The sequence below is a fragment of the Methyloparacoccus sp. NF-16 genome, from assembly GCF_056880625.1.
The window spans coordinates 1,962,140-1,986,561 of the sequence record NZ_CP174130.1 but is presented as its reverse complement, the minus strand read 5'-3'; the positions used below and the strand labels follow the sequence as shown (position 1 = coordinate 1,986,561).

Genomic DNA, 24,422 nt, shown 5'->3' with positions numbered 1-24,422 from the left:
GCGTTCACCCATATTGGCGTTCGAATTCGGACATGAAGGCGATCAGGGCGTCCACGCCAGCTTCCGGCATGGCGTTGTAGATGCTGGCGCGCAGCCCACCCACCGAGCGATGGCCCTCCAGATTGACCAGGCCGGCGGTCCTGGCCTCGGCCAGGAAGGTTTTCTCGAGATCCGGATTGCCCAGGCGGAAGGGAACGTTCATGCGTGAGCGCGCGACTGGATCGACCGGACTGGAGTAGAAGCCGGAACCATCGATTGCGGCATAGAGCCTCGCCGCCTTGCGGATGTTGCGCTGCTCGATCGCGGCGATGCCGCCGCCGGCTTTCAGCCAGTCCAGCACCAGCCCCAGCAGATACCAGTTGTAGGTCGGCGGGGTATTCAGCATCGAGCCGTTCTCGGCCTGTTTTTGCCAGTCCAGTATCGAGGGGGTGATGGAACTGGCCCTGCCGAGCTGATCCTCCCGCACGATGACGACCGTGATCCCGGCCGGCCCGGCATTCTTCTGGGCCCCGGCATAGACTGCCGCGAAACGCGTGATGTCCAGGGGCCGGGACAGGAAGTTGGAGGAAACGTCCGCGACCAGCGGCAGTCCGTCGGCATCGGGAATTTCCTGAAACTCCACCCCGCCGATGGTCTCGTTGGCCGTGTAATGCAGGTATGCCGCGTCGGCAGGAACCTGCCAGCTTGAGCGCCCGGGAATGCTGGTGTAGCCGCTTTCCCGGGCTGTCGCGGCGATGATGACCTCGGCATGGCGCCTGCCTTCGGCAATGGCCTTCTGTGACCAGATGCCGGTGTCCAGATAGGCGGCCCGGGCCCGGTCACCCATGAGGTTCAGGGGAACGGCGGCGAACTGGCCGGTGGCGCCGCCCTGCAGGAACAGCACCTTGTAGTCGGTCGGGATGGCCAGCAGTTCGCGCAGATCGGCCTCGGCCTTTTCTGCGATGCCGATGAACGCCTTGCCGCGATGGCTCATTTCCATCACGGACATACCGGTATCGCCCCATTCCAGCAGCTCGTCGCGTGCCCTTAGGAGGACACTTTCCGGAAAAGTCGAGGGGCCGGCGGAGAAGTTATAGTGCCGTGACATAGGTGTGCTCTTGGCTGTAGGTGATCGTCGGTATGTTCAGGCGCCTGACTGACGCGAGGCCCAGGGTTAGGTTGAAGCGGCACGAATGTCCCCTGTGTCTGTGCTGCCAGTTTGACGAAACCTGGCATATCGCCATCCGATACCGTTTGGTGTCTCGCAATGGGGGCAGGGAATGGCCATGGCCTCTGCTTGTCAACGTTTGATGCCTCTGCGCCGCAAACCCTTGCGCAGACACTCCGGCGTCATGAAGGGTGAGTCCGGATGAATTTCCCTGAGTCGTCTCAGGATATACGGCAGGCGCATTGGCGTTGTCCTGGCTATTTGTTCGGCCGTATCCAGCAGGTTCTCCGTGAGCTTGATGGGGCCGCCCCCGTGTGAACGTCTCAGGACGGAAGTCAGGCCATGCTCAAGCCAGGTTTTTACCCACCTGGAAACGGTCTGGACATGAACAGCATGCTTGCTTGCAACGTGACTCGCCGGGAGACCGGCATGGATATCCAGCAAGGCGGAGGCCCGCCTTCTGATACGGCTGACATGATGATTCCGGGATATTTCACTGAGCTGTCTCATATCCTCATCATCGAGTCCGAGGTACACGCTTACCTTGTCCATGCTGACGCCCGATCAAAAACATGCTGGCAAGCCTATAGCGGCACAGATCGGCTTGCCAATAATGAAACATCATGTGCATATCGTGATAACGAATAAGCCTGCATGAAACTGTCCCGAGGATAACCGTTCCGGTTGCATGTGCGGCAACCACCAGGGCGGCATCGCTATCCCCGTGCCTTTGCCGGACCCGGCCGATCAGGCCGTGCAGCAGACGGATGAGGCCTGGCCGGGACGGCAATCTGGCGCGTGTGCCGCGCCGGCGGGCGATGCGGGGCAGGCTCCGGCCTGAGCGGATCGGCCTGCCGAGAAGGGTTCACGCCCGCTCGCGCGGAAAAAACGATCTTGTCGGCGAACCCGATGACGCGGCGGTCGCGCCGGGGTGTTTGCCTTGCCCCGACGCATCCGGTACGCCGGACCGGATTTTTCAGGCAGGACGTGGGAGGAAAATCTGGACGCCCTGTTGGAATGGGAATATCGTTGATGGCGGCAGGCGTATTCGCCATTATCGACGAATGGATAACCTTGAACATCATCAGGCATATGCTGCCTGATTCAGGTTGAAAGCGATAATCAAGAAAATATCGAAAATCCCGATGGTGGCCAGTTATCCTGGCCGGAAAGGCGCGCAAGACAGCCGGATTTGCCTCACCTCTTTGTGGAGCATGCCATGGCTATATCAAGGAACAATGAAGGCCCCATGATAAGACTGATGATTGCGGCCCTGCTCGTCGCCATGGCCCAAACGGCCATGGCGAACCCGGTAGGGTTGGCATCACCGCTTGCCGCGGATGATGCGCTTGCCAATGCCCTTGTGGCGGAGGCTGCGAGCGGCAGCGCATGTCCCGCCTGGAACCAATACACGGGGGAAAGGGACCCCGATCATTACTATGCGAAAACGCAATATGACATAGCCGATGAAGACTTGTGCAAGAGTTGCGGCGACCCGGCCAACAAGGGCAAGACTGCCTGCGCCGTGTACCGGCAGATCGAGGCGTGCCTGGCAGACAAGACCAAATGCAGGGACGATCTGGCCCGGCTCAAGGTATTTTCACGGCCAGGCAGGTACGAATACGTTGCCGCGCAGCTGACCGACAACCAGGGCAAGCCCACCTGCCATTATGTGACGTTTGCCTTGCCGCCAACCATAGGTGTCGAGGACAGGAAGCACCGCGATATCTACAGCTACTGGGACGCCGCACGCCATACGGGGCTCAAGATAAGGCAGCCGAAGCTGAATGACTACTGGCTGGGTCTAGCCATCAATCCGGCCACCGTGCGCGGCCAGCATCAGCTGCATATCCATTCCGGCAGGCTCAGCCGGCCAATGAGAGCTGCCCTGGACAAGCAGGACAAAACCCTGAACAAGTGGACCAGCGTTACCTTGACCGGCGCCAGATCAACGACGACCTATAGCGTTACCTATATGCCCAGGATTTCCCAGGCCGGTCCCGGGTATGTCTTCGCTAATGCCAGCCCCTTCGAGCGGGTCAGCAAGGAATTTGGCGAGTCGAAAATGCCCTTCAATGGCATCATCGTCGCCGCGTCGAATGACAACAAGGGGTTTTTCATCCTGGCTGCCGATAATCATTTCACGGAGGGTGAACTCGACTAAGCACTTCGCGACAAGTTGATTTGCTGTAAACTCTCGGCATTCTGGGATATGGACGGACGAGAGAGCAGTGGCACGAGTTGCACCGATAGAATTGGAGGACAGTGAGCGCGAATGCCTGATGGAGATCATCAAGAAGGGCGCGGATTGGCGCGAGCGAGATCGGGCGGAAACGATCTTGTTGCTGTCAGCAGGGTATAGCGTGCAATCGGTGGCGGAACAGCAGAGGCTGTGCCGGGAAGCGGTGCGGGTTCGGCGGCGCAAATGGCTAAAATCAGGTTTGGCGAGTTTGCCGGATCGACCGCGCAGCGGGGCCCCGAGCAAGCTGACGGACGAGCACCGCCAGCAGTTGGGAACGTGGGTGGAGAGTGAAGCGTTGTCGTCGCGGGAATTGCTGACGCGCCTGGAGCGTGAATACCAGGTTGTCATCGGTCGGACCACCTTGCGCCTGGAATTGAAGCAACTGGGCTACGTGTGGAAGCGTACGCGCTACAGCTTGAAAAAAAACGCGATCCGGAGCGATTCGAACGGGCCCGAGGCGACATCGAAGATCTGATCCAACAGGCCCAAGCGGGCGAAATTGAGCTGGCTTATGTGGATGAGGCGTGTCAATCGGCTTTGAAAAGTTTCCAGGGAAGAGCGCCGAATAGTTTCCAGATGAGCGCTAGGGTGATTGGGGTGTGATGCTCCTTTTGCGTTGCTTGAAACGATAGGAGTCATTGCCCGTTTCCAGGATGTCGCAGTGGTGGGTGATGCGGTCCAGCAGGGCCGTGGTCATCTTGGCATCCCCGAACACCTGCACCCACTCGGCAAAGTTGAGATTGGTGGTGATGATCAAGGACGTCTTTTCATAGAGCTTACTGACCAGATGGAACAGTAAGGCACCCCCGGAGGCAGGGAACGGCAGGTAGCCCAGCTCATCGAGAATGATGGCGTCCATGTGGACGAGTTGTTTGGCCAGGTTACCTTCGCGACCTTGCTGCTTTTCCCGGTCCAGTTGGTTGACCAGGTCGACGGCGTTGAAGAACCGCACCCGCTTGCCCTGATGGATAGCGGCGATGCCCAAAGCGGTGGCCAGGTGGGTTTTACCGGTTCCGGTGCCACCGACCAGAATCACGTTGTGCGCTTCCGCCATGAAGCCGGCCGTGGCGAGTTGTTCGACCCGATGCTGTGCCAACGGCGTTTCATGCCAGTTGAAGTTCAACAAGTCGCGATGGATCGGAAAGCGAGCGGCCCTGAGTTGATAGTTGAGGCTGCGTGATTGCCGATACGCTTGTTCAGCGGCGATCAACCGGTCCAACCAGACTTCGGGTATCACGGGCTTTTGTTGATGACCGAACTCGGCCAGCCATTCACTCCAGGCAGCGGCCATGCCATAGAGATGCAAGGCCTTGAGGTCGACTACGCGATCAATGGACATAGGTCACCCCCCGTAAGCTGTCGTAGCGGCTGCAATCGGCGACCGGTTCCAGCGTCAGTTGCGGTATCGACGCACCGGCGGGTTCAAGGGTTTTCGGCCTCGATGCCTCGGTCAGTCGCTGCATGGCATTGACCACCACGGCAGCGCAGATCACGCCGGACTGCAACGTCAACTCACAGGCCACTTCCAGGGTTTCCAATCCGCTGTCCCCAAGCGTGCGCGCCATCAGCAGGAGCTCGACAAAGGCGCGATCGCCCTTGTCCTGCTTCAGAATGCGGTCTCGCACGACTTTGATGGGAACGGGCAGATCCCACTGGACGAAGGGTGCCCCGTGGCGCAGGGCGCCGGGTTTGCGCTCGATCACGGGGAGGTAATGCCAGGGATCACAAATCAGCTGACCGCGACCGAAGCAACGAGCATGGTCAGCCACGATGTCATCGTTGGCCACCATGCGGACTCGGTCAGCGGAGAGACGGACCGAGACCACCTGATTAGCCCATTGGGCCGGTACGCTGTAGCGGTTCCGGTCAGCCGACACCAGGCATTGGGAACTGACCCGGCGCATGTCATCGACATGCCCGTCGAAACGGGCCGTGACGGGAATCAGACAGCCCTGTTCTTCAGCAAAGCACGCCGCGATAGTACGTGAAGCCTGTTCCGGGTGAGCGCGTCGAGCCAATTCCTCACAACGCTGAGCCAGCCAGACATTGAGTTCAACCAAACTGTCGAAATGCGGTGTCGGCGTGAACAGCCATTCGCGCACGTTACCGACCTGATTCTCCACTTGTCCTTTTTCCCATCCCGATTCAGGGGTACAGGCGACCGGTTCAAACAGGTAATGGCTGGCCAGGGCCATGAACCGTCGGTTGAAGCGACGCTCCTTCCCCAGGAATATCGTGTCCACCACCGTTTTGAGGTTGTCATAGACCATGCGCTTGGGGGCGCCGCCAAAGAACGCAAACGCCTGAATATGGGCATCCAGCACCATTTCCTGGGTCTCGCGTGGGTAGGCGACGACGAACATCTTCCGGCTGTAGCTCAGGCGGAAATGCGCCACCTTCACGACGTGCTCGACACCGCCGATGACCACGGTCTCATGACTCCAGTCGAACTGGCAGGTGTCCCCCGGGGAGAACACCAACGGCACAAACACTTGCGTGACTTTCGGTGTTTCGGTGCGTGCGCTCTTCCACACCTTCACAAAGCGTTGAACGGAGGAATAGCCGCCGCGATAGCCCTCCACCTGTAATCGCTCAAACAGACGTTGGGCGGTATGGCGACGTTTCCTGGGCAGGGATGCATCAAACTCCAACCACTCCCTTAACCGATCCCGATAGGGACCCAGTTGGGGATAGGGTTGCTGCTTGCGGGTGGGATAGACCGGGTCGCCCTCGGTCTGTAGATGCTTTCTGACCGTCGGTCGGGATAGATGAAAGCGCCTGGCCAGTTCGCTGATTTTGACCTTCTCAACAAAATGCAGGCGCCGCAGTTCGGCAATGAGTTCCACTCTGATCACTCCAGGTTACTCCGGCTAAAAGCCGGGCATTGAACGACCTGGGGTGGAAAGTTTTCAACGCTCTTTTCCCCAGGACCCTGGAAAGTTTTTCACGCCGTTTTGCAATTGCATGATCCCGGACGGCAGCCACAGCGGCCACTGAGGCATCCGCCAAGCGACCGCAGAAGCCCCGCTGCCCCGGCAGCGGGGCTTTTTTGCGTGAAGCTTCCGGCCCATGTGGTCTGGCCGGACCGGTGGCCGACCGCACTCTCCTGGCAACAGCCTGATCAACCCGTCGGATTCCCATGGCAGAACGACAACAAACCCATTACGCGCACCTGGTGACCTACCTGATTGTTTTCCTGACCGGCGCGGCGGTCATGGTGGTGGAAATGCTCGGCACCCGGGTGATCGCGCCCTTCTATGGCAGCAGCCTGTATGTCTGGGCCTCGATCATCTCGGTGACCATGATGGCCCTGGCGATCGGCTATTTCAGTGGAGGCCGGCTGGCGGACCGCTGGGGTGGCGGGGGGCTGCCGGTCATCATCGCGCTTGCCGGCCTCGCCACCCTGGCCATTCCGTGGCTGGCGCCCGGCATCCTGCGGGCGAGCGATCCGCTGGGCTTGCGCGCCGGCGCCTTCGTCAGCGCCTTCGCGCTGTTCATGCCGGGGCTGACTCTGCTGGGCATGGTCGGCCCCTATGCCATCAAGCTGGCAACCGAGCAGCTTGCCGGTGTCGGCACCAGCGCGGGCACCATCTACGCCGTCAGCACGGTCGGCAGCGTGCTCGGCACCCTGGCGCTCGGCTTCTTCATTTTTCCCTACGCGGGTTCGCGCGCCATCCTGCTCAGCGTCGGCCTGTCCCTGATGCTGCTCGGCGGGGTGGTGGCGGTCTACGAGCGGCGCTGGCTGGACTGCGGCAACGCGATGACGCCGACGATCCTGCTCGCCTTGGCGCTGGCCGCCTTGCCGGCGTTGCGAGGACAGGCACCCCATGGCCAGGCCGATCCGACCTACCGGGTCGCGTTCGACCGGGAGTCGCTCTACGGCTGGGTGCGGGTGCTCGACGATCCCCGGCGCGACATGCGCCTGCTGACCTCGGACGCCTCCATCATCGGCGCCGCCCGCCTGTCGGATGGCAGCAGCCTGCTCAATTACCAGCAGGTCATTAACCTGCTGCCGGAGGTCAGGCGCGACATCCGCCGCGTGCTGCTGATCGGGCAGGGGGCCGGGCACATGGCGATGGAGCTGGCGCATCGCCATGGCATCGTGACCGACACCCTGGAAATCGATCCCTCGGTCGCCGAGGCGGCGGTCGAGTTTTTCGGTTTCGCGCCCAGCGGCCGGGCGGTGGTCGGCGACGGTCGCTACGAGATCCGCCGCCTGCAGGGGCCCTACGATCTCATCATCCACGACTGCTTCACCGGCGGTACCGAGCCCTCGCACCTGCTGACCCTGGAGACCTTCCGGGAACTGCGGCGGCTGCTGGCCGACGAGGGTGTCCTGGCCCTCAACTACGTGGCGTTTCTCGACCAGGGCCGCAACCGCGGACTGGCTTCGGTGGTGCGGACGCTGGAGCAGGTTCTGCCCCATGCGGCCATCCTGCGCAGCGATCCCGGCGAGGATTTCAACGACTATGTCGTCGTCGCTTCCGCGAGCCCGCTCGATTTCGGTCCGGAGCGGCTCGGCGAGACGCGGGCGCGTTGGCTGGACGCGCGACGGGTTGCCGTCGACAGCGCCGTCGGCGAGGTGCTGACCGACGACTACAACCCGCTGGAGCATTACCAGCTGCCGAAGTCCGAGCGCTACCGCGCCATGGTGGCGGAGATTCTCGGGCCGGACTGGATGCTGCCCTGAGCCGGGCCACTGCGCCGGACGATGTCGTCGCCGCCGGCGTGCCTGTCCCGGAGCCGCGCCTTGCCAAGCCGCAGGGCGGCAGCGTGGTTGACGATGGTGGGGGCGGGGCCATCCGGGAGCCGGGCCAGCAGTGGCGGCCGGATCCGGTTGCAGTGCCGGAACGGGCTGTGCCGGCAGGCGTGGATGCCGTCGCCCGGCGCGTGAGCATGGGCCGCGCCCGGAGTGGTTGGCCCTTTGCTTCCTCGCCCGGATTGCGTGAAATCCCGCACGGATTGTGGGATTTCACCTATCGCCTCGTCCGATATGTCGATATCGGCGGTGGATGTGACGCCAAGTCATTGAATAAGCATATGCTGATTTTTGGCATGGGCATTGCCTGAGCATGCTCAATGCCTGCTTGGGCAGACTCAATATCCATCCATGGCTTCTGCATCAATGAAAAAAATCCTGTTGGCCCTGGCGACCGTGGCGGTAGCCGGACAGGTACAGGCAGGCTGCAACTCGGCCAAGGCGCTCAAGGGAACCTGGCGCTATTACCAGGCTGCCGCCTATGCGGTGGCGAAGAGCAACATCTCCCGCTGCGAGGCCGCCTTCCAGCCTACCGACAAGCTGACCGGCTCCTTCGAGGGCTATTGCTGGATTTCGCCCGGCAAGGGACCGAAGACGGTCAACATGTTCGGCAGCTATGCCATCACCAATCCCAAGACTTGCGATGTCGAGATGCTGATGGACATGGGGGCCATGGGCGTCTCCACCTTCAATTTCGTCCTGGCCGCCGATCACCAGACCTGGAACGGGCAATGGACCAGCAAGGCCGGGGACTGGGGCGTGACCAATGCCACCCGGATTCTCGGCTCGGTCGTGACCCCGGTACCGCCGGCGGAATGATGCCGTCCCGGCAGGCGCAAGCACTCCGGATCCGACAGCCCGGCGCTTCCGCGTCGGGCCTCACCTGAACCCATCCCTGACAGAACATGACGCCGAATCCTCACGCCCTGACTCTCGAACCTGACGCGCCGGCCAGCGGCCAGGCCGCCGAATCCGGCCAGCCGTCTGCCGCGGCCTCGCGCCGGGCCCTGACGCGCGCGGCGCTCGCCCTGCCGGGGCTGGGCCTGATCTCCGGCCTGGCGCTGGCCGGGACGCCACCCGTCGCCATCGAAGCGGACCCGGGCGTGTCCGCCCAGGCCGCCGGTTACGTGCCGACCGGCGCCTCCAAGATCGTCTCGGTCCTGGCCAAGAGTCCGACCGCCACCCGCAGGTACCGGATAAGCTGCTACAACGACGGCAACGGCGAACCGGTCAGGATGCGCGTGCGGGTACAGGGCGCCACCAAGTCCGCCAAGTTCCTGGTCAAGGCCACGCTGGAAAAGGACGGCGTCGTGCAGGAAGTGATCAGCCTCAAGAATGGCCCGGGCGTCTACTACAGCACCTATGCCTTGGTCAGCCAGGGCGCGGGCGAGTACACCCTGACCATCAGCAAGGTCAGGAAGAAGGCCACCGACAAGGACACCAGGCTCAAGGGCACGGCGATCTTCAAGACCCGCCAGGAATGCGATACCGCGGCCACCTCCAACTATTACACGGGCATCAGCAAGCCCGTCGAAATCCCCTGAGCCTGCCTTCGCAGCCGCCCGGCCAGCACGCCACGCTCACGTCTCATGTCCCCGCCCCCCCGACCGACACCTTGCCCGTTCGCCATGCCGCCGGCGCCTGGCAGCGGCAAGGCGGGGTTCGCTACCGGCTGGCCATGTGTCATGCCAGGTGCCCGTTGTCAGTGGAAGGCCGGCCGGCCGGCGGTGACGGTCAAGGCCTGTAGTTTGGCCCCGGTGGGCTGCATCCGCGCTCCGGCGTTCGAGCGATCGGCCGGCTGGAGCGGGGTCACAAGTGCCGCCATCGGTAGCCGATAGCGTGGCCAAAAGCCCCTCGCAAAAATAAAGCCCCTCGGGAGGGGCTTTATTCCGGGTTGGCCGCTTGCCGGCCGGGGGATTCGACTTACTGGTCGAAGGCGTAGCCGGGGATCTTCAGCAGGCCGTCGATTTCCTCGAAGGTCGGGGTCACGACCACGTCGTATTGCTTGCTGGTATCGCTCTTGCAGCTATCCGGGAACGGGTTTTTCGTCGTGTCGCGGTTGATGGTCAGCGTCATCCAGAAGTTGTCCTCGGGCTTGATGCCGTGGGCATCCGGGATGTTGAACTTCGGCGTCTGGCTGTTGATCCAGTAGTTGGCGTAGCCGGCCGGGCTGCCGGTGTTCTTGCGGTCGGCCTTGCAGACGTCGATGGCCGGCACGCGGATCTTCAGGCTCCTGGCGCATTTGTCGCTGCGCAGCCAGATACCGCCGGCATTGGCCCGGAAGCTGGTCTGGCCGTACATGTCCGGGTCCAGCTTGCCCTGGTAGGACCAGGCACCGACGCGGGTGGCGCCGTCCAGCGACTTGACTACGCCGAGCTTGTTGAAGACATCGCGGCTGGAGACGGCCCGGAACTTGTCGCCCAGGGTGGTGACGCCGGTATTGCCGCCATTGGCGCTGACGATTTCCTCGGCCAGGGTGGTGGCAGTGCCGACTTCATACGAGCCGGAATCCTTGGTTTGGCGTACGGCAGCCACGCCGCCCTGGATGACTTCCTTGGTGCCGTCCGGCTTGGTGATGCGGCCCGGGCCCTTCTTGGCGGCGTCGGCGCCGGTGGGGAATAGCTGCACGGTGCCGGTCACGGGCTTGGCCGGGGTGAAGGCGGTACAGCCGTGGGTGACGGTGACCGCCGTGTAGATGCTGGTGCCTTCGGTCATGTTCGGTATCGACAGGCTGGGGTGGGCCAGGGCCTGCTGCTGGACGCCCGCCAGGGCGGTCAGTCCGGCACCGATGGCGAGGGCGCGCGTAAACGTCATTTTCATTCTGAAAGTCTCCATGTGTCGTTAGTTCTTGGTTGCACGGCCAACCCCACCTGTCGTGCGGATGTCCTGCTGCCCAGCGCTAACAGCAGATTACGTGCCATATTTGCAGGATGCCGGGATGGCGGTATCCAGTGACGGCGCCTGGGGTCAATAACCTATTGAAACGCTTGGTAATAAGCGGATTCTGATTTTTTGGTGCCGCGGTGGTTGGTCGCGTGTGGCGGGAGAGATGCGGCGCCTGATTCCGCCGAAACTGCGGGATATGCCACACCCGGGGCTGGACATGCCGCAGTGGCAGGGCTGTCTGACTTGTATCCGTCACCTGTCCGGCGGACAGCGCACCGCAGGCCTTGAGCGGCGGTGGCATAGACCGGTTCCGCGCCGACTGCGGGATTTCGCCACAGGGTTATGGCATATCCCTCATGCGCCAGTCGGGATCCGCCGAAGCGGCGTCGGTAACCACATGATTGTCAAGGCTTTCAGTGACTGGCCTGCAATTTGCTGTGTAACTGCCGTGCGTCGATCCTCCTGCTGGCGGGGTCGACGGTCGCGTTGTCCCGGGTTACGGGGGACTTCGGCCCGGGACGGGGGGCGCGACCGTCACTCGCCACGGACAGCCTCACCCTCTCACCCCGGCCCTGCGGCCGGGCGGCTCCCATCGAGTGGGTCGGCGCGCCTTTTTGCAGAGAGGTCGTTTCATTCAATCCTCTGTTCCAGTGCTCCGTGAAGCTTTGCGCCTCCCGCGTGGAGGCGCTTTTTTTGAATGCCTTTGCATCCCCAGGCGCCGCGCGGATTGCGGCCATGCTGATGGGGCCGGCATTTGCGGAGGGCTGTGGCCATCGATGCGCCAAATCCCTTACGGGAGTGTGGCAAATGCCGCACCCGCTGGCGGGGTGGCAATTTAAGTCATTGATAATGAAGCGGTGCAGCCATGGCACGATCCTTGACCCTGCAAACAGTATCCGCCGATCTTGCCAGCCAGCGGTCGGGTGCCCCGGGCGCCGGCGAGTCGCATGCCCGAGGCCGGGCCGGGCGGATCACAGGAACGATTTCTTTCACTCACATGGAGTTCAAAAAAGCATGAAATATCACGTCAGCAAGCTGTTGATGGCCCTGGGTCTGGCAGGTGCCGCCACGGCGGCCAACGCGCTCGAATGGACCGCCATCAAGGGCGACAACTTCCCCTTCCGGCCCGACAGTGCGGCGCAGACCCTGACCGCCCGCGCCGATGCCTACTCGAACTCGACGATGGGCTACAAGGGCTGGACCCATCACTCGTCCTGGCTGTACATGAAGCTGAAGAAGGGCGAGCTGTACAACATCACCGTCGACGTCTCCGCCATCCCCGGCTTCCACCCGGGCCTGACCTGCTGGAAACGGCCGCAGGGCAACGGCTACGTGCCGATCGGTTTTGCCCCGGGTCATTTCTACAACCAGTGGCAGTCGATCATGGACCCGAATGCCGTGAACGAAGACGGCAAGGCCAAGTTGGGCAAGGGTTACATGTACTTCGCGGTCAATGGCTGGGATCGTGACGGTCTCGGCGACATCCTTTCCGAGCAGTTCCAGCAGGGGAACATGGCCGCCATCCTCGACGGCGAGGCCGGCAAGGTCACCATCCAGATCCTGGCCGATTACACCGGCTTCTACCATTGCGTCGCCGGCGGCATCGCGCCCGAGCCGCCCGTGGAAGGCACGACCGTGAAATATCCGATGAAGGTTTCCATCAGCGGCAACCTGCTGAACTTCAAGTAAACCATCCGGTTTCGCGGGCGGGGGGCGGCGTGCCGGGACAGGTGCGTCCGCCCCTTTTTCCGTTTATCCAGAATCGCGCGTGAAGATCATGAAAAGACTCGCCAATTCCCCACTGACGCTGGCCATCCTGATGCTGGCCACGTCGGAACTGGCCCTGGCCCACGGTATACCGCCCAACCCCCTGCGTGGCGTCAAGGTACCGGCGACACCGGGCCTGGTCAGCGGCAGCCGGCCGATCGTCGTCAACAAGAAAGCCGCCATCCAGCTCGGCAAGTCGCTGTTCTGGGATGGGGGCGTGGGCAGTGACGGCGTCGCCTGTGCGACCTGCCACTCGCAGGGCGGCGCGGATGGTCGCACGCGCAATCAGCTGGACCCCGGCACCAAGCATGTCGGCGCGCCGACTTCGACGACCTTCGAAAAGACGGCCTCCGGCGCGGCCGGCGGGCCGGATTACGAGCTGCGTCGGGCGGACTTTCCGCTGATGCAGTTCCGTGACCCGACTGACAAGTATTCCGAGATCCTCTTCCAGACCGACGACGTGGTGTCCTCCTCGGGCGCCTTTCTCGGCCAGTTTGTCGGTGCTGCCGAGACCGAGGACCGCTGCGATCCCCTCAAGGACGACATCTTCCATGCCGGCGGCCGCAACACGCGCCAGGTCACTGTCCGCAACGCGCCGACGGTCATCAATGCCGCCTTCAATTTCCGCCAGTTCTGGGATGGCCGCGCCAACAACCTCTTCAATGGCGAATCGGCCTTCGGCGCCCGCGATCCGGATGCTGGCGTCTGGGTGGCCGGCAAGCCGAACAAGCAGCGCATCCTGCTGAAGAACGCCTCCCTGGCCTCGCAGGCCGTGGCACCGCCGCTGGATACCCGCGAAATGTCCTGCGTTTCGCGGACCTTCCATGCCCTGGGCCGCCGGCTGCTGCCGCGCCGGCCTTTGGAGACGCAGGCCGTGCATGCCGAGGACAGCGTGCTGGGCGGATTGCGCGACGTTTCCGGCAAGGGCCTCAACGTGACCTACGCCGATCTGATCCGCAAGGCCTTTGCCAGCCGTTACTGGTCCGCCAGGGGAACCTATGGCCCGGCGGAGCAGGGCGGCGAACCCTACACCCAGATGGAGGCGAATTTCGCCTTCTTCTTCGGCCTGGCCCTGCAGCTGTACCAGGAAACCCTGATCGCCGACCAGTCGCCGTTTGACGGCCGCCGCGACAAGGACAATTTCCCGGTCGATTTCAACGAGCGCCAGCGCCACGGCCTGCAGGTGTTTCTCGACGCCCACTGCTTCATCTGCCATGTGGGGCCGAACCTGTCCTCGGCTTCCCATCCCAAGGTGTTCAGCGCCAAGTCGGTCAAGTTCTACAATCTTGTCAACCGCTCGGGCATGAGCGAGGACGGCGATGGCATCGGCGTCGCCGGCACACTGCTGGATACCGGCTTCAACATCACCAGCGTCGCGCCCTGGGAATACGATATCGGCATCGGCGGTACCGATCCCTTCGGCCATCCGCTGTCGTTCACCGGCCAGTATCTGAATGCGCTGGAGAATCCCGCCCGGGGCATGGTGGACCCCATCGATGTGGTCGCCTGCGAAATGGACATGCCGTTCGCCTACAACATGCCGGCCGCGGACCTGGTGCCGGACCCCAACGGCAAGGGCCATTGCCGGGGCTACAAGCAGCTGTCCCGGATACCGACGCCCGAGGTGATCCGGCGCGAACGGGCGCGGCCCGGCCAGGGAATGCTGCCGATGGGCATCAACGCTGCCTTCAAGGTGCCGTCCCTGCACAATGTCGAACTGACCGGACCGTACATGCACAACGGCAGCATGAAATCGCTGGAGGAGGTCGTGGCCTTCTACAACCGGGGCGGCAATGTCGACAATCCCCATCACATCGGCACGCTGGTGTTCCCGCTGGGGCTGTCGGAGCAGGAGCAGGCTGACCTGGTGCTGTTCCTGAAGTCGCTCACCGACGAGCGGGTGCGCTGGGAGAGGGCGCCCTTCGACCATCCCGAGCTGCTGATCCCGCATGGCCACAAGGCCGGTGCATCGCCCCGCGGACCCGACTATGCGGCCGACGATTACCTGCACCTGCCGGCCGTGGGCAGGAATGGCCGCACGGCCGAGCAGGGTCCGCTCAAGCCGTTCGTCGAGCGCCTGAAACCCTGAGGCACACGGTGCCTGCTGCCGGTGCGGGGTTGCCACCCGTGCCGGCAGGCGGCACGCATGACAATGGCGGGCGCTGGCCCGCGGTTGCCGCCGGTCGAACCTGTGCCAGCAGGCCAGGACCGTGGACCGGGGCACGGCTCAAGAAGGCAATATCCTCGTTATCCATCTTCTCTCCGCGCGGTCATGCGATCCTCGCGGATGGGTGATCAGGGGCGGAGGGTGCTTCAGCCTTGAGCCGCGCCCCGGCCTGTGGGCCTGGCTTGCTGACAGCGTGCTGTTCTCTCCCTGCCGGGAGAAGACCTTCTCCTGTCGGAATGTGTGCCGCCGCGTGCTTGACGACCGCCTTGCCGGGGAGGGCCTTTCAGGCGCATGTCTTCCGATTCATTCCACCCCCAGCGCCTTGAAAACAGCGTCTACCGGATCCGAATAAAAACTGGTCTGGAACTTGGCAAAGAGTTCGCCCGGTACCGTCGGAATATCCACGACGCTGGACATCGGCAGCAGCAGCCTTTTGGCGCCCGCATCAAACGCGACCTGCAGGCTCTCGGCCAGGTTGCGCACCTGCACCACGGTACCGCCGAGACTCATGTCGCCCATGATCAACATCTGGGGCTGCACGGGTTTTCGCAGGGCGATAGAACAGAGCGCGATGAAGCTGGCCAGCGTCAAGGCTTGTGGGGCTCCGGCATTTTGCAGTTCCACCAGGTGCAGGTGGAAGTCGAGTTCGCCGGGCTTGATCGAGGCACTCACCCGCGAGGTATTGGCCTTGAAGTAATCGTGCGCCACCCTGACCGGCTCCCTGGGCGCCGAGCCGGAGGCCGAAATCTTGCCACTGCCGGGAATGCTCTGAATTTCCAGCCGATAGGTCCCCGGCATTTCAGCGGTGCCCATGCTGATGGTGTGGAGAGTTCCCGGATTCAGTTGCCCGTCCGGGATCAGTGCACCGCCAGACTGTTCCGGCACAGCGATGAAGCGTTCCTGTCCGTCCTCGAGATCGATGTAGGAAAAGTGGACGTCATAGAACTCCATGCCGCCGATCTTCTTCAACTGCTCCTTCACCCGACGCCGCGTTTCCAAGGCGTACTCAAGACACTTGCGGGCTGATTCCTTGCCATAATCCCCGGCCGGACAAATCAGCTTCAGCAAACCGGACACGGTGCGGCGCACGGCGATGGTATCGCGCTGGTTCAGGTTGTTTCCCAGCCGGAACCACTTGTCGATGGCATCCGCGAAGTTGAACTTCCGCATTTCCCGCAGGTACTCGGCCAGGTAATCGACGATCAAGCCGTACTGGTTGGTAAAGAACTCCGGCCGCATCTTCGGAATTTCCCAACCCGGCACGTAGGCGTGGAAACGATCGAAAAAGGCCGGATCGATCATGGCTTCGGGAAACGGCGCCAGCAGATGCGAGGTTTTCACCAGCGATTCGACACTCTGGTTGATGTTGCCGATGAAGACCATAGAGGCGTTGGCGTTGATCGATTCGCGCCCGCGAGAGAAAGACCCCGATGCCATGTAGTCCTTCATGATCTGGACGCCGTCATGATCCTTGAAGGTGATGCCCGCCACCTCATCGAAGGCTACCGTGTCCCACAAACCAACGAGACCGACTTTCTTAGCGCCCATGTTGTAGAACAGGTTCGCCACCGTGGTCTGGCCGCCCGACACCAGAATGCTGTTCGGGCTGATTTCCTTGTAGATGTGACTTTTGCCAGTACCACGTGGCCCCAGTTCACAAAAGTTGTAGTTGTTCTCCACCAGAGGAATCAGGCGGGCCAGCAAGTGCCATTTGACCCGTTCCTTGAAGCAGGACGGCTCCATGCCGGTGGAGCGAATCAGTGCGTCGATCCAGAGTTCCTCGCTGAAGGCCCTGCGCCCCTCGAACAGACCCGGCATATCCATATTCGGCATCTGAATCGGTTTCAGCTCGGTCACCAGAAACGGCGAGCCCTTCTGATTCTCTTCGAACCGATAATGCAGGGTGACGATGCACCAGATGCCACCCACCAGCAGCTTTTCGTACTGCCGCACGAAGGCATCAGAAATTTCGGCATTCTTGACGCCTAGATTGGAGAGCAACGCCTCGTACACATCGCGCTTTTCGTTCAGCTTGACGGTGAGCTTGTCGATCACCTTGTAGCTGCCGCTCTCGCGAATCTTGGACTTGATCTTCTCCGCCTCGTCAGGCCGGACGTAATTCTCGGCAAGGATGCGCTTGACGTGGTTCAGACCGGAGTCGATGGTCGCATCGTCATCGGACGCGCAATACATCCCCAGCAGGTACTCCAGAACGTAGACCGGGACATTGGCCCCCTCCTTGATCAGCTTGGTCAGATCCTTGCGCACCACCTTGCCGGCAAAATGGGTGTTCAGCAGGGAATCGACGTTGCCATCGGTTGGCGTTTCTTCGGTCATGGGTTTGTCTAGAAATCGTTGGTGAAGGCCAGATCCACTTTGACCGGGATACGAAGGGCTTCCACCTGGGTCTGCGCATCCCGCGCAATCAGAAAGTAGTCCCGGGTCTTGTCATAGCTTCCGGATTTGACCGTCAGCATCACCGAGCGCTTGCGCTCGTCCATCAGATGGGAGGTACTGTCGAAGGTCACCGTAATCTCGTCGCTGATCGGTACCTCGCCATCGCGCAGCGAGACCAGCACGGTACGCGCCAAGACCCGTTCGGAAACCGGTTCGGTCTGGATGAATTCGAACCGCTGCTTGTTGGTCACCACCTTGTTCGACGATCCCAGCAGGCTGAACTCGACGGCGCGGGTCTTGTGGGATTCACTCTCGCTCTCGCGCACGGTGATCACCGGGATGACGATTTCCTGCGGCATGGCGCTGCCATGGACAAACCGCGCCCCGCCGGCAAAATGAAAGCGGGCCGCGCCGCGTGGCAGCCAGAAGTCCATGCTGCCCTCGCCCGGCACCGTGCCGGCGGTCACCGCCGTATTCCCGCACCAGGCTTTCGGATTCTTCCCGAGCCCCTGACCCAGCAGGTAACGTTTCTTGGCCTTGAGTGTGCCGTCCGGCTTCTCGCCCAGGCTGGATTTATCCGCTTCCTCGAGCGGAGATTCCTGATAGAGAAAGCCATGATCAGCGGTGATCATTACCAGCGAGCCATTGAGGCTGTTGACGATGAAACGGGTGAGCTGATTCAGCTCGGTCAGCGTCTGGGCCACGGCATCGAAGGTTTCACGCTCGGATCCCTGTTTGTCACCCAGCATGTCGATCCTGTCGTGATAGACGTAGATCACCTTGTGCTCGCGGACCAACTCGCGACCCTTGTCCTTGCCCATGGCCAATAAATCGTCGGCCTTGATGGCCACCCCGGACACTTTGGCCAATTGCTGCCTACGCTGCTCGACCGTGGCGACGACGGCCCCATCCACCGCTACATCCAGATTCGCGTTCGGCTTGTAAGCCAGCTTGTCGTGCGGCAACAGCGCCGCCATGCCCAGGGCGGTATAGCTGGGCAACACCCCAAGCATGGCGGTTAGGGATGCCTTGAAGCGACTCTTGCCGTTGAAATCGCGCACCAGTTCCTCGGCGGCCTCGTAACGGAAGGCGTCGGAAATCACCACGAACACCCGGCGGATGCCGCTGTCGAGGTGAGCCTTGACCTGGCTGGCATAGAAATCCTGCTGCTTGATCCAGCCCGGTACCTTCCACTGGGCCAGCAACCCGTTGTCGCCTTCGAGGACCGGGTTCCAGGCCGAGCCCAGTTGCGGGATGAACCAGCCGGAATAGGCGCTTTCGATGCGCTCACGCAGTTCGTGCAGCAATGCCCAGCCCATCGGCTCCACCGCATCGGCCGCGTGGTTCATCTGGCGATACAACTGATCGAAACGGAACAGTTCGTCCCGGTAGGCGGCCAGGGCGGCTTCGGCGTGGGGGAAACTGAATCCACTCTTGTGCCGCGCCGCGAGTTCCAGGAAAGCGGCGCCCGCTTCCAGTGCGTCATAGCAAGCCGCCAGGGCGCGGGTGGTCGGGCTGGTATGGGCCAGCAACTTGCTCGCCCAATGCCCATCCCGGCGACGGGCCATCAGGGCGCGCAAGGAGTCCATGTCAGCCCCCTCGCCGGCGATGATCCGTGCCTTGATGTCCTGGATGATGCGCCGCTCGACCTCTTCGAAGGTCATGGCCTCGACCAGGTCATCGGTGCACAACGGCCCCAACAGTCCGGCCAAGCCCAGTTCCCGTCCCACGGCGCCTGACAGCGCATCGTAGCTGCCGAAGTGTTGCAGGTGGGAACGCCACCCCGAGGCAAATACGCAGGCATTGGCCGCCCGCGCCGCATCGGTCAGAACGAAGTGGCCAAGCTGGGCCGGCAACGCCGACCGCAACGCCCGGGCAAAATCCGTCACCAGCATGCGGAACAGCAAGTCCCGCAGCGACGGTTGGTCTGTCGGGTAGCCAAACTCGGCCGCGACCAGCGACCAGAAGGCCGGCTCCAGATCGTTACCGACCACCTCGCTCCACGCCTTGGGCACGGCTTCCAGGCTGGCCACCCCGTCCTCGATCATGCCCGCGTAGAGACGCAGCAGAATGGCATTCAGGTCAGCCGGTTCCGCCTTGACCAGCACGGCGATCATCTTCCGGTCCAGATCCCCGGCACTATCCTGCGGCAAGACCAAGCGCTTCAGGCGCTCGACCCGATCCCGGCCGCCCAGGAACACGGATCGGGCCTTGAGATGATCCCGCAACTGCTGACTGACCAGCCCCAGATCCTCCAGCAGGATGGACGCCTGATCGGCCCGGAAAGGTTTGCTGCGCAGTCGCACATCCAGCAACCAGTCATGCGCCGGGTCCGGCTCCGGTTTCGCGCTGTAGAGCAGGAACCGGTCATCCCGTCCGGCGCGCTCCAGTTGAATCTTGATGCCCAAAACCGGCAGGGCGTCCATGTGCAACAAGGTGATGCCCTCCGGCGCGAAGTCAGCGACGGAAGACACAAACTCGCCATCGGGATCGTGCCAGAACACCACGGCATGGCTGGCAAACAGGTTTCCGAGTACCTCGGTGATGCGGGGTTGGGTCATGCGCGGTCGCCTACCTTGGCTGCATGTGATTTCTGTTCATCAGGCGTCTTCAGCATGGTCCGTAGCAGGTGAGCTTGCCCCCAAAGCAATAGTGCAAGCACCTCTTGCACAAATTCTGATTCAGGCCAGATTTCGGCGACGCCGCGCATGGATATCAAGTCGCATCGGCAAGAGCATTTGTCGAGGGGGCATCAGCCGCATTCCTGTCGGCATCACGGCTCTGGTCGCTGACGATGCGCCCGGCAATCGAGTAGTAGTTCGGGATATTCAGTGCCCGATTACGCGCCTGGGCGCGGTGGGCGGCGACATTGCCGATCGCGAGCATCTCGAAGGCATGGCGAAAGACTTCGGGGTCGATGACCGGTTCAAAATGTGGCTTATGCATGGGGGTTATTCCAAAGAGTCGATAAAAGCGGCAAATAGGGTCGGGTCTGCCTCGGCCACCCTCGCCCCTTGGCCCACGGCAATCAGTTCGAAGCCGCTAGTGGTATTGCTGAACAACTGCCAGTCGTCCGCCAGCAGGCGGTAATGGGTCCAGAATAGCTGTCGGGCCCGGCCAAAGCGTCGCCGCACGTCCTCAACGGGCACATGATGTCCGCCTTGGGCCACTCGTTCCTGGATTCGGGCAACGCACAATGCCGGGCTGTCGAGCGTCACAAAAACAATGCTAACCCGATACCCCAGCGCCTTGGCGGCCTGTAACTGGCGCTCGAGGCCCTTTCCCGCCAGCGTCGACTCGATCACCAGCGACTCACGGGCCGCCAGAGCGCCTTCAAGCTGGCGCACGAACGCCTTGCCCGCCTGCACCCTCACGCTGAGCGGGGCTTGCGGGGCCAACTCGGCCGCGATCGCGTCGGCCCCCAAATAGGGAAGGCCATAGCGTTCAACGTATTCCGCCGCGAAGGTGGACTTGCCGCTGCCATTCGGCCCACCCACGACCAATAATCGCGGGGCGGATTCAGTCATCCGCCGGCCCGCCCGTCACCGCTTTTACCTCGGCCAGCAGATCCCCGAACTTGCCGTAATTCACCTTCACCCCGTCGTCCAGGTCGAGACTGATGCGCATGTCGGCGTAGTGCCGCAGTTTCTCGTCGTAGGCCAGCAGTTCGACGTGCATCTTTTTCAGCGACTCGATTTGTTTGGCGATCTTGTTGCGGGCTGCGGTGGAAGGGGCGGCATCCTTGTCCTTTTCAAGCATCTCGATGCGGGAGTGCATCTTGCCAGTGAGCGGGACGACGTACTCGGCACGCATGCGGGCCAGCGTGCCCTCGTGATAGCGATGCAGATACACCAGTGCCTGGAAGGCGCCCTGTTTGCCGCTTCTGAAGAGCCAGTAGATCGGGCGCTTCTTGTAGGTTTGCAGGTGATCCTTGAAGAAGCTGGAGGCGAGGTAGCGGCGGATGGTCTCGGCCGGCGTCTCATTGCCCTTGGTGCCAAGGCTCTCGGCAAGCCAGGCCATGTTTTCGTCCAACGTCCCCGCTGGCCAGGCGGCGAGCAGGAACTCGCGGATGCGGTTGGCGGCGTCGTCCTCGAACCAGAGTTCGTCGGTGATGGGGACGATGCCATCGGCGTCGGCGGGGAAGGTTTTGTAGCGGGTGGAATCGAAGCCGACGTTGCCGGATTGGGCGTAGATGAGGCCGGGTTCGTCGAGACTGTAGCGGCCCATCATGCAGCCGATGGCGTAGGAGATCAGGCGCTGGGAATCTTTTTCGCGGTCAGCACGATTGAGGGTGATTTGACATTCGGGAACTTCGGGAGGGAGCTCCGATTGAAGGTTGTATAGGGTAATAAGGATTTGATTGTTTTCCTCCTCAAGACGCACCATGTCATTGACAGCTTTTGCTTTGTTAGCATTCCAAACGCGAAATGATTCAGACAGTCTACTTGCCCCAGATATATGAAATGGGCTCTTGGAAAACTCCCATGAGGTCTCATAGCTGTTCCAGTCTGATCTAGAGATGGAAACTAGCTCAGAGGAAATTTCACGACAACGCGTCTTTATATCGTCATTGATGTTTGCAAGAACAGGTATTTTTCCTATGTCACCAATTTCAAAATTGAGGGTTGGGCTAAATATTTTTGTATAATAACTAACAATTTTTGAATTAGTTAATGCCAGAATGAAATCAAGAGTTGACTCATCTGCGAAGGCCGTTGGCCCGGCGTTACCGAACACGAACCCTGGTTGCATAGCCCTAGTTGAAAAATTCGAACTTGATATTGCAGACCACGTGACGCCTCTAGTGAAGTAGTGATCCTTTCCGTCATGCCTAAATCCTGGATTCTTGCCCGCCATACTATCGTTAATAAGCTCTTTTCCGCCAAACTCATAATTCAAAACGTACTCGTGGTTTCCGAACCAACGTCGGAAATTGCCACCCTTGTTAAATGGATACCATTTTGTTCCTCCAAACTGAGAGAATTTCTTTATGGATATCTCATGCCAAAATCTAAGGTAACGACTGTTGTTTCCAGTGGTCATACCTTGTTTTACTTTCACTAACCTCCCAAGCGAAAGCGAGTCTTTAAACACTGAGGCGCCTCCTTCGCTTACCCAGTAGGCAATAGGCGACCCTGGGATTCGGATAAAGTCACCTGGACGAGTGTTAAATCGCCACTTGCAGTTTGGATCAGCAATAGCTTCGAGTGTCAGTGGACCTTGATTGTTTTCGCCCGGAAAATCAACAAGCCGTATAAATGTTCCTAAGCTTTTTGGAATATGTGATCGGCCAAAAACGAAGGCACATAGTGGGACACGGACTTCACCTGAAGCGTTGTACTCCAATTGAACCAGAGTTATTAAGTCAGCGTCTGTAACTAGATGTTTTCTTAACGCCTCATAAGATGAGATGAACATCCAAACCATAGGCGTCATGAATCCAGCGAAGCCATGGTTGGCTAAGAACCTATAGGATCGACCCATAAATGCGGAAAACAGATCCTTTTCATATCCAATATAGCGCTCTCGAAGGTAAATCTTTACCTCCGAGGATTGAAATTTACTTCCCATATACGGCGGATTCGCCACCACCGCGTCAAACTTCATCGCCAAAATCTTGGCCTGCCGCACCAGCGGCACCAGATCTTGCGCAACTGCCTTAGCGAACACATCCCCGTTCTCGATGGCCTTGGCGATGCCATCTTCCAAGCCGGTCAGTCCGTCTTCCAGCACCTTGGGAATCTGGATCAGCGAGCCAAACGTCCTGGCGTGGGTGAAGGTGTCCAGCAGTGTGCCCAGCACCGTCCGGTTGATGCCGTGGGGCGTCAGGTGGCCGGCGAATTCGTCGAGGTCGATGCCGGCGCTTTCCTGCAAGGCCAGCACATTGAGATTGACCGGCGTTTCCAGTAGGCGGCGGTCATCCGCCCGTGCCTTCATCAGCAGGGCAAAGCCGGCGAGTTGCGCGGCACGATCATCAATGTCGAGGCCGTAGAGATTCTTTTCCAGAATCAGGCGGGGGATGGAACGGGCCTGGTAGCCGCGTTCCAGATAGATGCCCTTGAGGACTTCGTAGGCTTCCACGAGGATGTGGCCGGAGCCGCAGGCGGGATCGAGCACGGTGATGGTTTCGGGGTTCAGGCTTCCGCCGTCATCAATCATGCGGGTCTTGATCAGGGCGTCGAGTTGCGCCTGCACCTCGGGCGTCTGCTCGGCCGGCTCGATGTAGTACGGCCACTGGCTCTTGAGGCTTGACGTTGGATTGGCCATCAACCAAAGACGGCCGACGCTGTTCTGCACCAGGTACTGGACGATCCAGTTGGGCGTAAAGAGCTGGGTGGCGGCGGGGATGTCCTCGCTCTTGACCACCTTGCCGATGACTGCGTCCTTCTTCTCGCTGATGTAGAACTGGTAAAGCCAGCCGATCACCTCGACTTCGTTCCAGTCGTTTTCGGGAATCGCCTCCACCAGCTTGGCGACGACGGAATCGGTGCGTTCCAGGTTGCCGGGGAGCAGCAGTTCGGACTCGTCGTCGATGCGCTCGAACAGGAAGGGCATGACGTTCGACAAGGCGTTGCACTGGGCGACCAGCAGCAGGCGATAAAGCTCGCCGTCCTGGTTGCCGGCCAGTTTCATGTCGGCCACGGGCTGGGCTTTGAGGCCGGGGAGCACGCCGACCAGTTCGGTGGCGTGGGTGAGGATTTCCGGCAAGCCGCCTTCACGACCGGAGAGGACACGGTGGCCATGCCCGAGGTAATCGTGGATTTCCATGAAGCGCAGCGCGGCAAAGCGGTTGAACCAGGTGTAGGCAATCGCCTCCAGCGTCTGGGCAAAGCCCTCCTTCCGCATGCGCTGAATCAGCCGCTCGCGCTGGTTATGCACCTTGGCCGGCCAGGCTTGCCCGGCAATCAGGACGAGATCACCGGTTTTCTCGCCGGGGGCAATTTCCAGCTGGCCGTTCTGTTCCGCGATACCCAGCAAGTGGGCTCGTGCCGTGACGGCGGCAATGAAGTCCTTGCGGGCTTGGGGGGCGTAGGTCTTGAGTTTGGCTTTGTTCATG

General features: G+C 61.3%; 18 protein-coding genes. 8 read left to right on the top strand and 10 right to left on the bottom strand.

All coding sequences use genetic code 11. The features are described 5' to 3' along the window. Positions 1-4 precede the first annotated feature (4 nt). Both serC and ACH5N8_RS09470 read right to left on the bottom strand, forming a co-directional pair. Positions 5-1,087: a 3-phosphoserine/phosphohydroxythreonine transaminase gene (gene serC, locus ACH5N8_RS09475; protein ID WP_483281135.1), complete on the bottom strand. Its 1,083-nt coding sequence runs from the start codon at positions 1,085-1,087 to the stop codon at positions 5-7. A gap of 192 nt (positions 1,088-1,279) precedes the next feature. Continuing rightward, positions 1,280-1,657 (bottom strand): helix-turn-helix domain-containing protein, encoded by a 378-nt coding sequence (locus ACH5N8_RS09470; protein ID WP_483283179.1) that lies wholly within the window; start codon positions 1,655-1,657, stop codon positions 1,280-1,282. A gap of 751 nt (positions 1,658-2,408) precedes the next feature. On the opposite strand from ACH5N8_RS09470, the gene ACH5N8_RS09465 reads away from it, so the two are divergent. Together ACH5N8_RS09465 and ACH5N8_RS09460 are read left to right on the top strand one after the other, a co-directional pair. Continuing rightward, positions 2,409-3,311: a CDP-diacylglycerol diphosphatase gene (locus ACH5N8_RS09465; RefSeq protein ID WP_483281134.1), complete on the top strand. Its 903-nt coding sequence runs from the start codon at positions 2,409-2,411 to the stop codon at positions 3,309-3,311. 118 nt (positions 3,312-3,429) lie between these two features. Beyond that, the gene (locus ACH5N8_RS09460) at positions 3,430-3,864 is read left to right on the top strand and encodes a helix-turn-helix domain-containing protein (RefSeq protein ID WP_483281133.1); all 435 of its coding nucleotides are present in this window, start codon (positions 3,430-3,432) and stop codon (positions 3,862-3,864) included. Between the two features lie 108 nt (positions 3,865-3,972). On the opposite strand, the gene istB is transcribed toward ACH5N8_RS09460, so the two are convergent. Next, positions 3,973-4,728, bottom strand: a complete 756-nt coding sequence (gene istB, locus ACH5N8_RS09455; protein ID WP_483281132.1) for an IS21-like element helper ATPase IstB — start codon at positions 4,726-4,728, stop codon at positions 3,973-3,975. Further along, entirely contained in the window at positions 4,718-6,235 is a 1,518-nt protein-coding gene (gene istA / locus ACH5N8_RS09450; protein ID WP_460028912.1) for an IS21 family transposase, read from the bottom strand. The genes istB and istA overlap by 11 nt, the downstream gene beginning before the upstream one ends. A gap of 293 nt (positions 6,236-6,528) precedes the next feature. On the opposite strand from istA, the gene ACH5N8_RS09445 reads away from it, so the two are divergent. The 4 genes from ACH5N8_RS09445 (at position 6,529) to ACH5N8_RS09430 (ending at position 9,692) form a co-directional block, all read left to right on the top strand. Continuing rightward, a complete protein-coding gene (locus ACH5N8_RS09445) occupies positions 6,529-8,079 on the top strand; it encodes a fused MFS/spermidine synthase (RefSeq protein WP_483281131.1) in 1,551 nt (516 codons plus the stop codon). 38 nt (positions 8,080-8,117) lie between these two features. Next, positions 8,118-8,459 carry a hypothetical protein gene (locus ACH5N8_RS09440; protein WP_483281130.1) on the top strand — a complete coding sequence of 114 codons (342 nt, stop codon included), beginning with the start codon at positions 8,118-8,120 and terminating at the stop codon, positions 8,457-8,459. Positions 8,460-8,514: 55 nt separating this feature from the next. Beyond that, the gene (locus ACH5N8_RS09435) at positions 8,515-8,967 is read left to right on the top strand and encodes a hypothetical protein (RefSeq protein WP_483281129.1); all 453 of its coding nucleotides are present in this window, start codon (positions 8,515-8,517) and stop codon (positions 8,965-8,967) included. Between the two features lie 86 nt (positions 8,968-9,053). Next, positions 9,054-9,692, top strand: coding sequence for a hypothetical protein (locus tag ACH5N8_RS09430; protein ID WP_483281128.1), 639 nt, complete (start codon positions 9,054-9,056; stop codon positions 9,690-9,692). A gap of 379 nt (positions 9,693-10,071) precedes the next feature. On the opposite strand, the gene ACH5N8_RS09425 is transcribed toward ACH5N8_RS09430, so the two are convergent. Beyond that, on the bottom strand, positions 10,072-10,968 hold the full coding sequence (locus tag ACH5N8_RS09425) for a hypothetical protein (protein WP_483281127.1): 897 nt from the start codon (positions 10,966-10,968) through the stop codon (positions 10,072-10,074). A 1,080-nt stretch (positions 10,969-12,048) separates the two neighbouring features. Here ACH5N8_RS09425 and corA point away from each other — a divergent pair. Both corA and ACH5N8_RS09415 read left to right on the top strand, forming a co-directional pair. Then, positions 12,049-12,723 (top strand): copper(I)-binding protein CorA, encoded by a 675-nt coding sequence (gene corA / locus ACH5N8_RS09420; RefSeq protein ID WP_483281126.1) that lies wholly within the window; start codon positions 12,049-12,051, stop codon positions 12,721-12,723. An 88-nt stretch (positions 12,724-12,811) separates the two neighbouring features. After that, the gene (locus ACH5N8_RS09415; RefSeq protein WP_483281125.1) at positions 12,812-14,890 is read left to right on the top strand and encodes a cytochrome-c peroxidase; all 2,079 of its coding nucleotides are present in this window, start codon (positions 12,812-12,814) and stop codon (positions 14,888-14,890) included. A gap of 381 nt (positions 14,891-15,271) precedes the next feature. On the opposite strand, the gene brxL is transcribed toward ACH5N8_RS09415, so the two are convergent. From brxL to pglX, 5 genes are all read right to left on the bottom strand, one after another. After that, on the bottom strand, positions 15,272-17,305 hold the full coding sequence (gene brxL, locus ACH5N8_RS09410) for a protease Lon-related BREX system protein BrxL (RefSeq protein ID WP_483281124.1): 2,034 nt from the start codon (positions 17,303-17,305) through the stop codon (positions 15,272-15,274). An 8-nt stretch (positions 17,306-17,313) separates the two neighbouring features. Beyond that, on the bottom strand, positions 17,314-19,926 hold the full coding sequence (pglZ, locus tag ACH5N8_RS09405; protein WP_483281123.1) for a BREX-1 system phosphatase PglZ type A: 2,613 nt from the start codon (positions 19,924-19,926) through the stop codon (positions 17,314-17,316). Between the two features lie 154 nt (positions 19,927-20,080). Next, complete coding sequence (locus ACH5N8_RS09400; RefSeq protein WP_483281122.1) at positions 20,081-20,311, bottom strand: hypothetical protein; 231 nt, start codon at positions 20,309-20,311, stop codon at positions 20,081-20,083. A 5-nt stretch (positions 20,312-20,316) separates the two neighbouring features. Continuing rightward, on the bottom strand, positions 20,317-20,892 hold the full coding sequence (locus ACH5N8_RS09395) for an ATPase (protein ID WP_483281121.1): 576 nt from the start codon (positions 20,890-20,892) through the stop codon (positions 20,317-20,319). Further along, on the bottom strand, positions 20,885-24,421 hold the full coding sequence (gene pglX / locus ACH5N8_RS09390) for a BREX-1 system adenine-specific DNA-methyltransferase PglX (protein ID WP_483281120.1): 3,537 nt from the start codon (positions 24,419-24,421) through the stop codon (positions 20,885-20,887). The genes ACH5N8_RS09395 and pglX overlap by 8 nt, the downstream gene beginning before the upstream one ends. Position 24,422: the final 1 nt, after the last annotated feature.

Bases quoted from the DNA above. Each gene is read 5' to 3' on its own strand.
- serC (WP_483281135.1), bottom strand. From the start codon at position 1,087: ATGTCACGGCACTATAACTTCTCCGCCGGCCCCTCGACTTTTCCGGAA.
- ACH5N8_RS09470 (WP_483283179.1), bottom strand. From the start codon at position 1,657: ATGAGACAGCTCAGTGAAATATCCCGGAATCATCATGTCAGCCGTATC.
- ACH5N8_RS09465 (WP_483281134.1), top strand. From the start codon at position 2,409: ATGATTGCGGCCCTGCTCGTCGCCATGGCCCAAACGGCCATGGCGAAC.
- ACH5N8_RS09460 (WP_483281133.1), top strand. From the start codon at position 3,430: ATGGAGATCATCAAGAAGGGCGCGGATTGGCGCGAGCGAGATCGGGCG.
- istB (WP_483281132.1), bottom strand. From the start codon at position 4,728: ATGTCCATTGATCGCGTAGTCGACCTCAAGGCCTTGCATCTCTATGGC.
- ACH5N8_RS09445 (WP_483281131.1), top strand. From the start codon at position 6,529: ATGGCAGAACGACAACAAACCCATTACGCGCACCTGGTGACCTACCTG.
- ACH5N8_RS09435 (WP_483281129.1), top strand. From the start codon at position 8,515: ATGAAAAAAATCCTGTTGGCCCTGGCGACCGTGGCGGTAGCCGGACAG.
- ACH5N8_RS09430 (WP_483281128.1), top strand. From the start codon at position 9,054: ATGACGCCGAATCCTCACGCCCTGACTCTCGAACCTGACGCGCCGGCC.
- ACH5N8_RS09425 (WP_483281127.1), bottom strand. From the start codon at position 10,968: ATGAAAATGACGTTTACGCGCGCCCTCGCCATCGGTGCCGGACTGACC.
- corA (WP_483281126.1), top strand. From the start codon at position 12,049: ATGAAATATCACGTCAGCAAGCTGTTGATGGCCCTGGGTCTGGCAGGT.
- ACH5N8_RS09415 (WP_483281125.1), top strand. From the start codon at position 12,812: ATGAAAAGACTCGCCAATTCCCCACTGACGCTGGCCATCCTGATGCTG.
- brxL (WP_483281124.1), bottom strand. From the start codon at position 17,305: ATGACCGAAGAAACGCCAACCGATGGCAACGTCGATTCCCTGCTGAAC.
- pglZ (WP_483281123.1), bottom strand. From the start codon at position 19,926: ATGACCCAACCCCGCATCACCGAGGTACTCGGAAACCTGTTTGCCAGC.
- ACH5N8_RS09400 (WP_483281122.1), bottom strand. From the start codon at position 20,311: ATGCATAAGCCACATTTTGAACCGGTCATCGACCCCGAAGTCTTTCGC.
- ACH5N8_RS09395 (WP_483281121.1), bottom strand. From the start codon at position 20,892: ATGACTGAATCCGCCCCGCGATTATTGGTCGTGGGTGGGCCGAATGGC.
- pglX (WP_483281120.1), bottom strand. From the start codon at position 24,421: ATGAACAAAGCCAAACTCAAGACCTACGCCCCCCAAGCCCGCAAGGAC.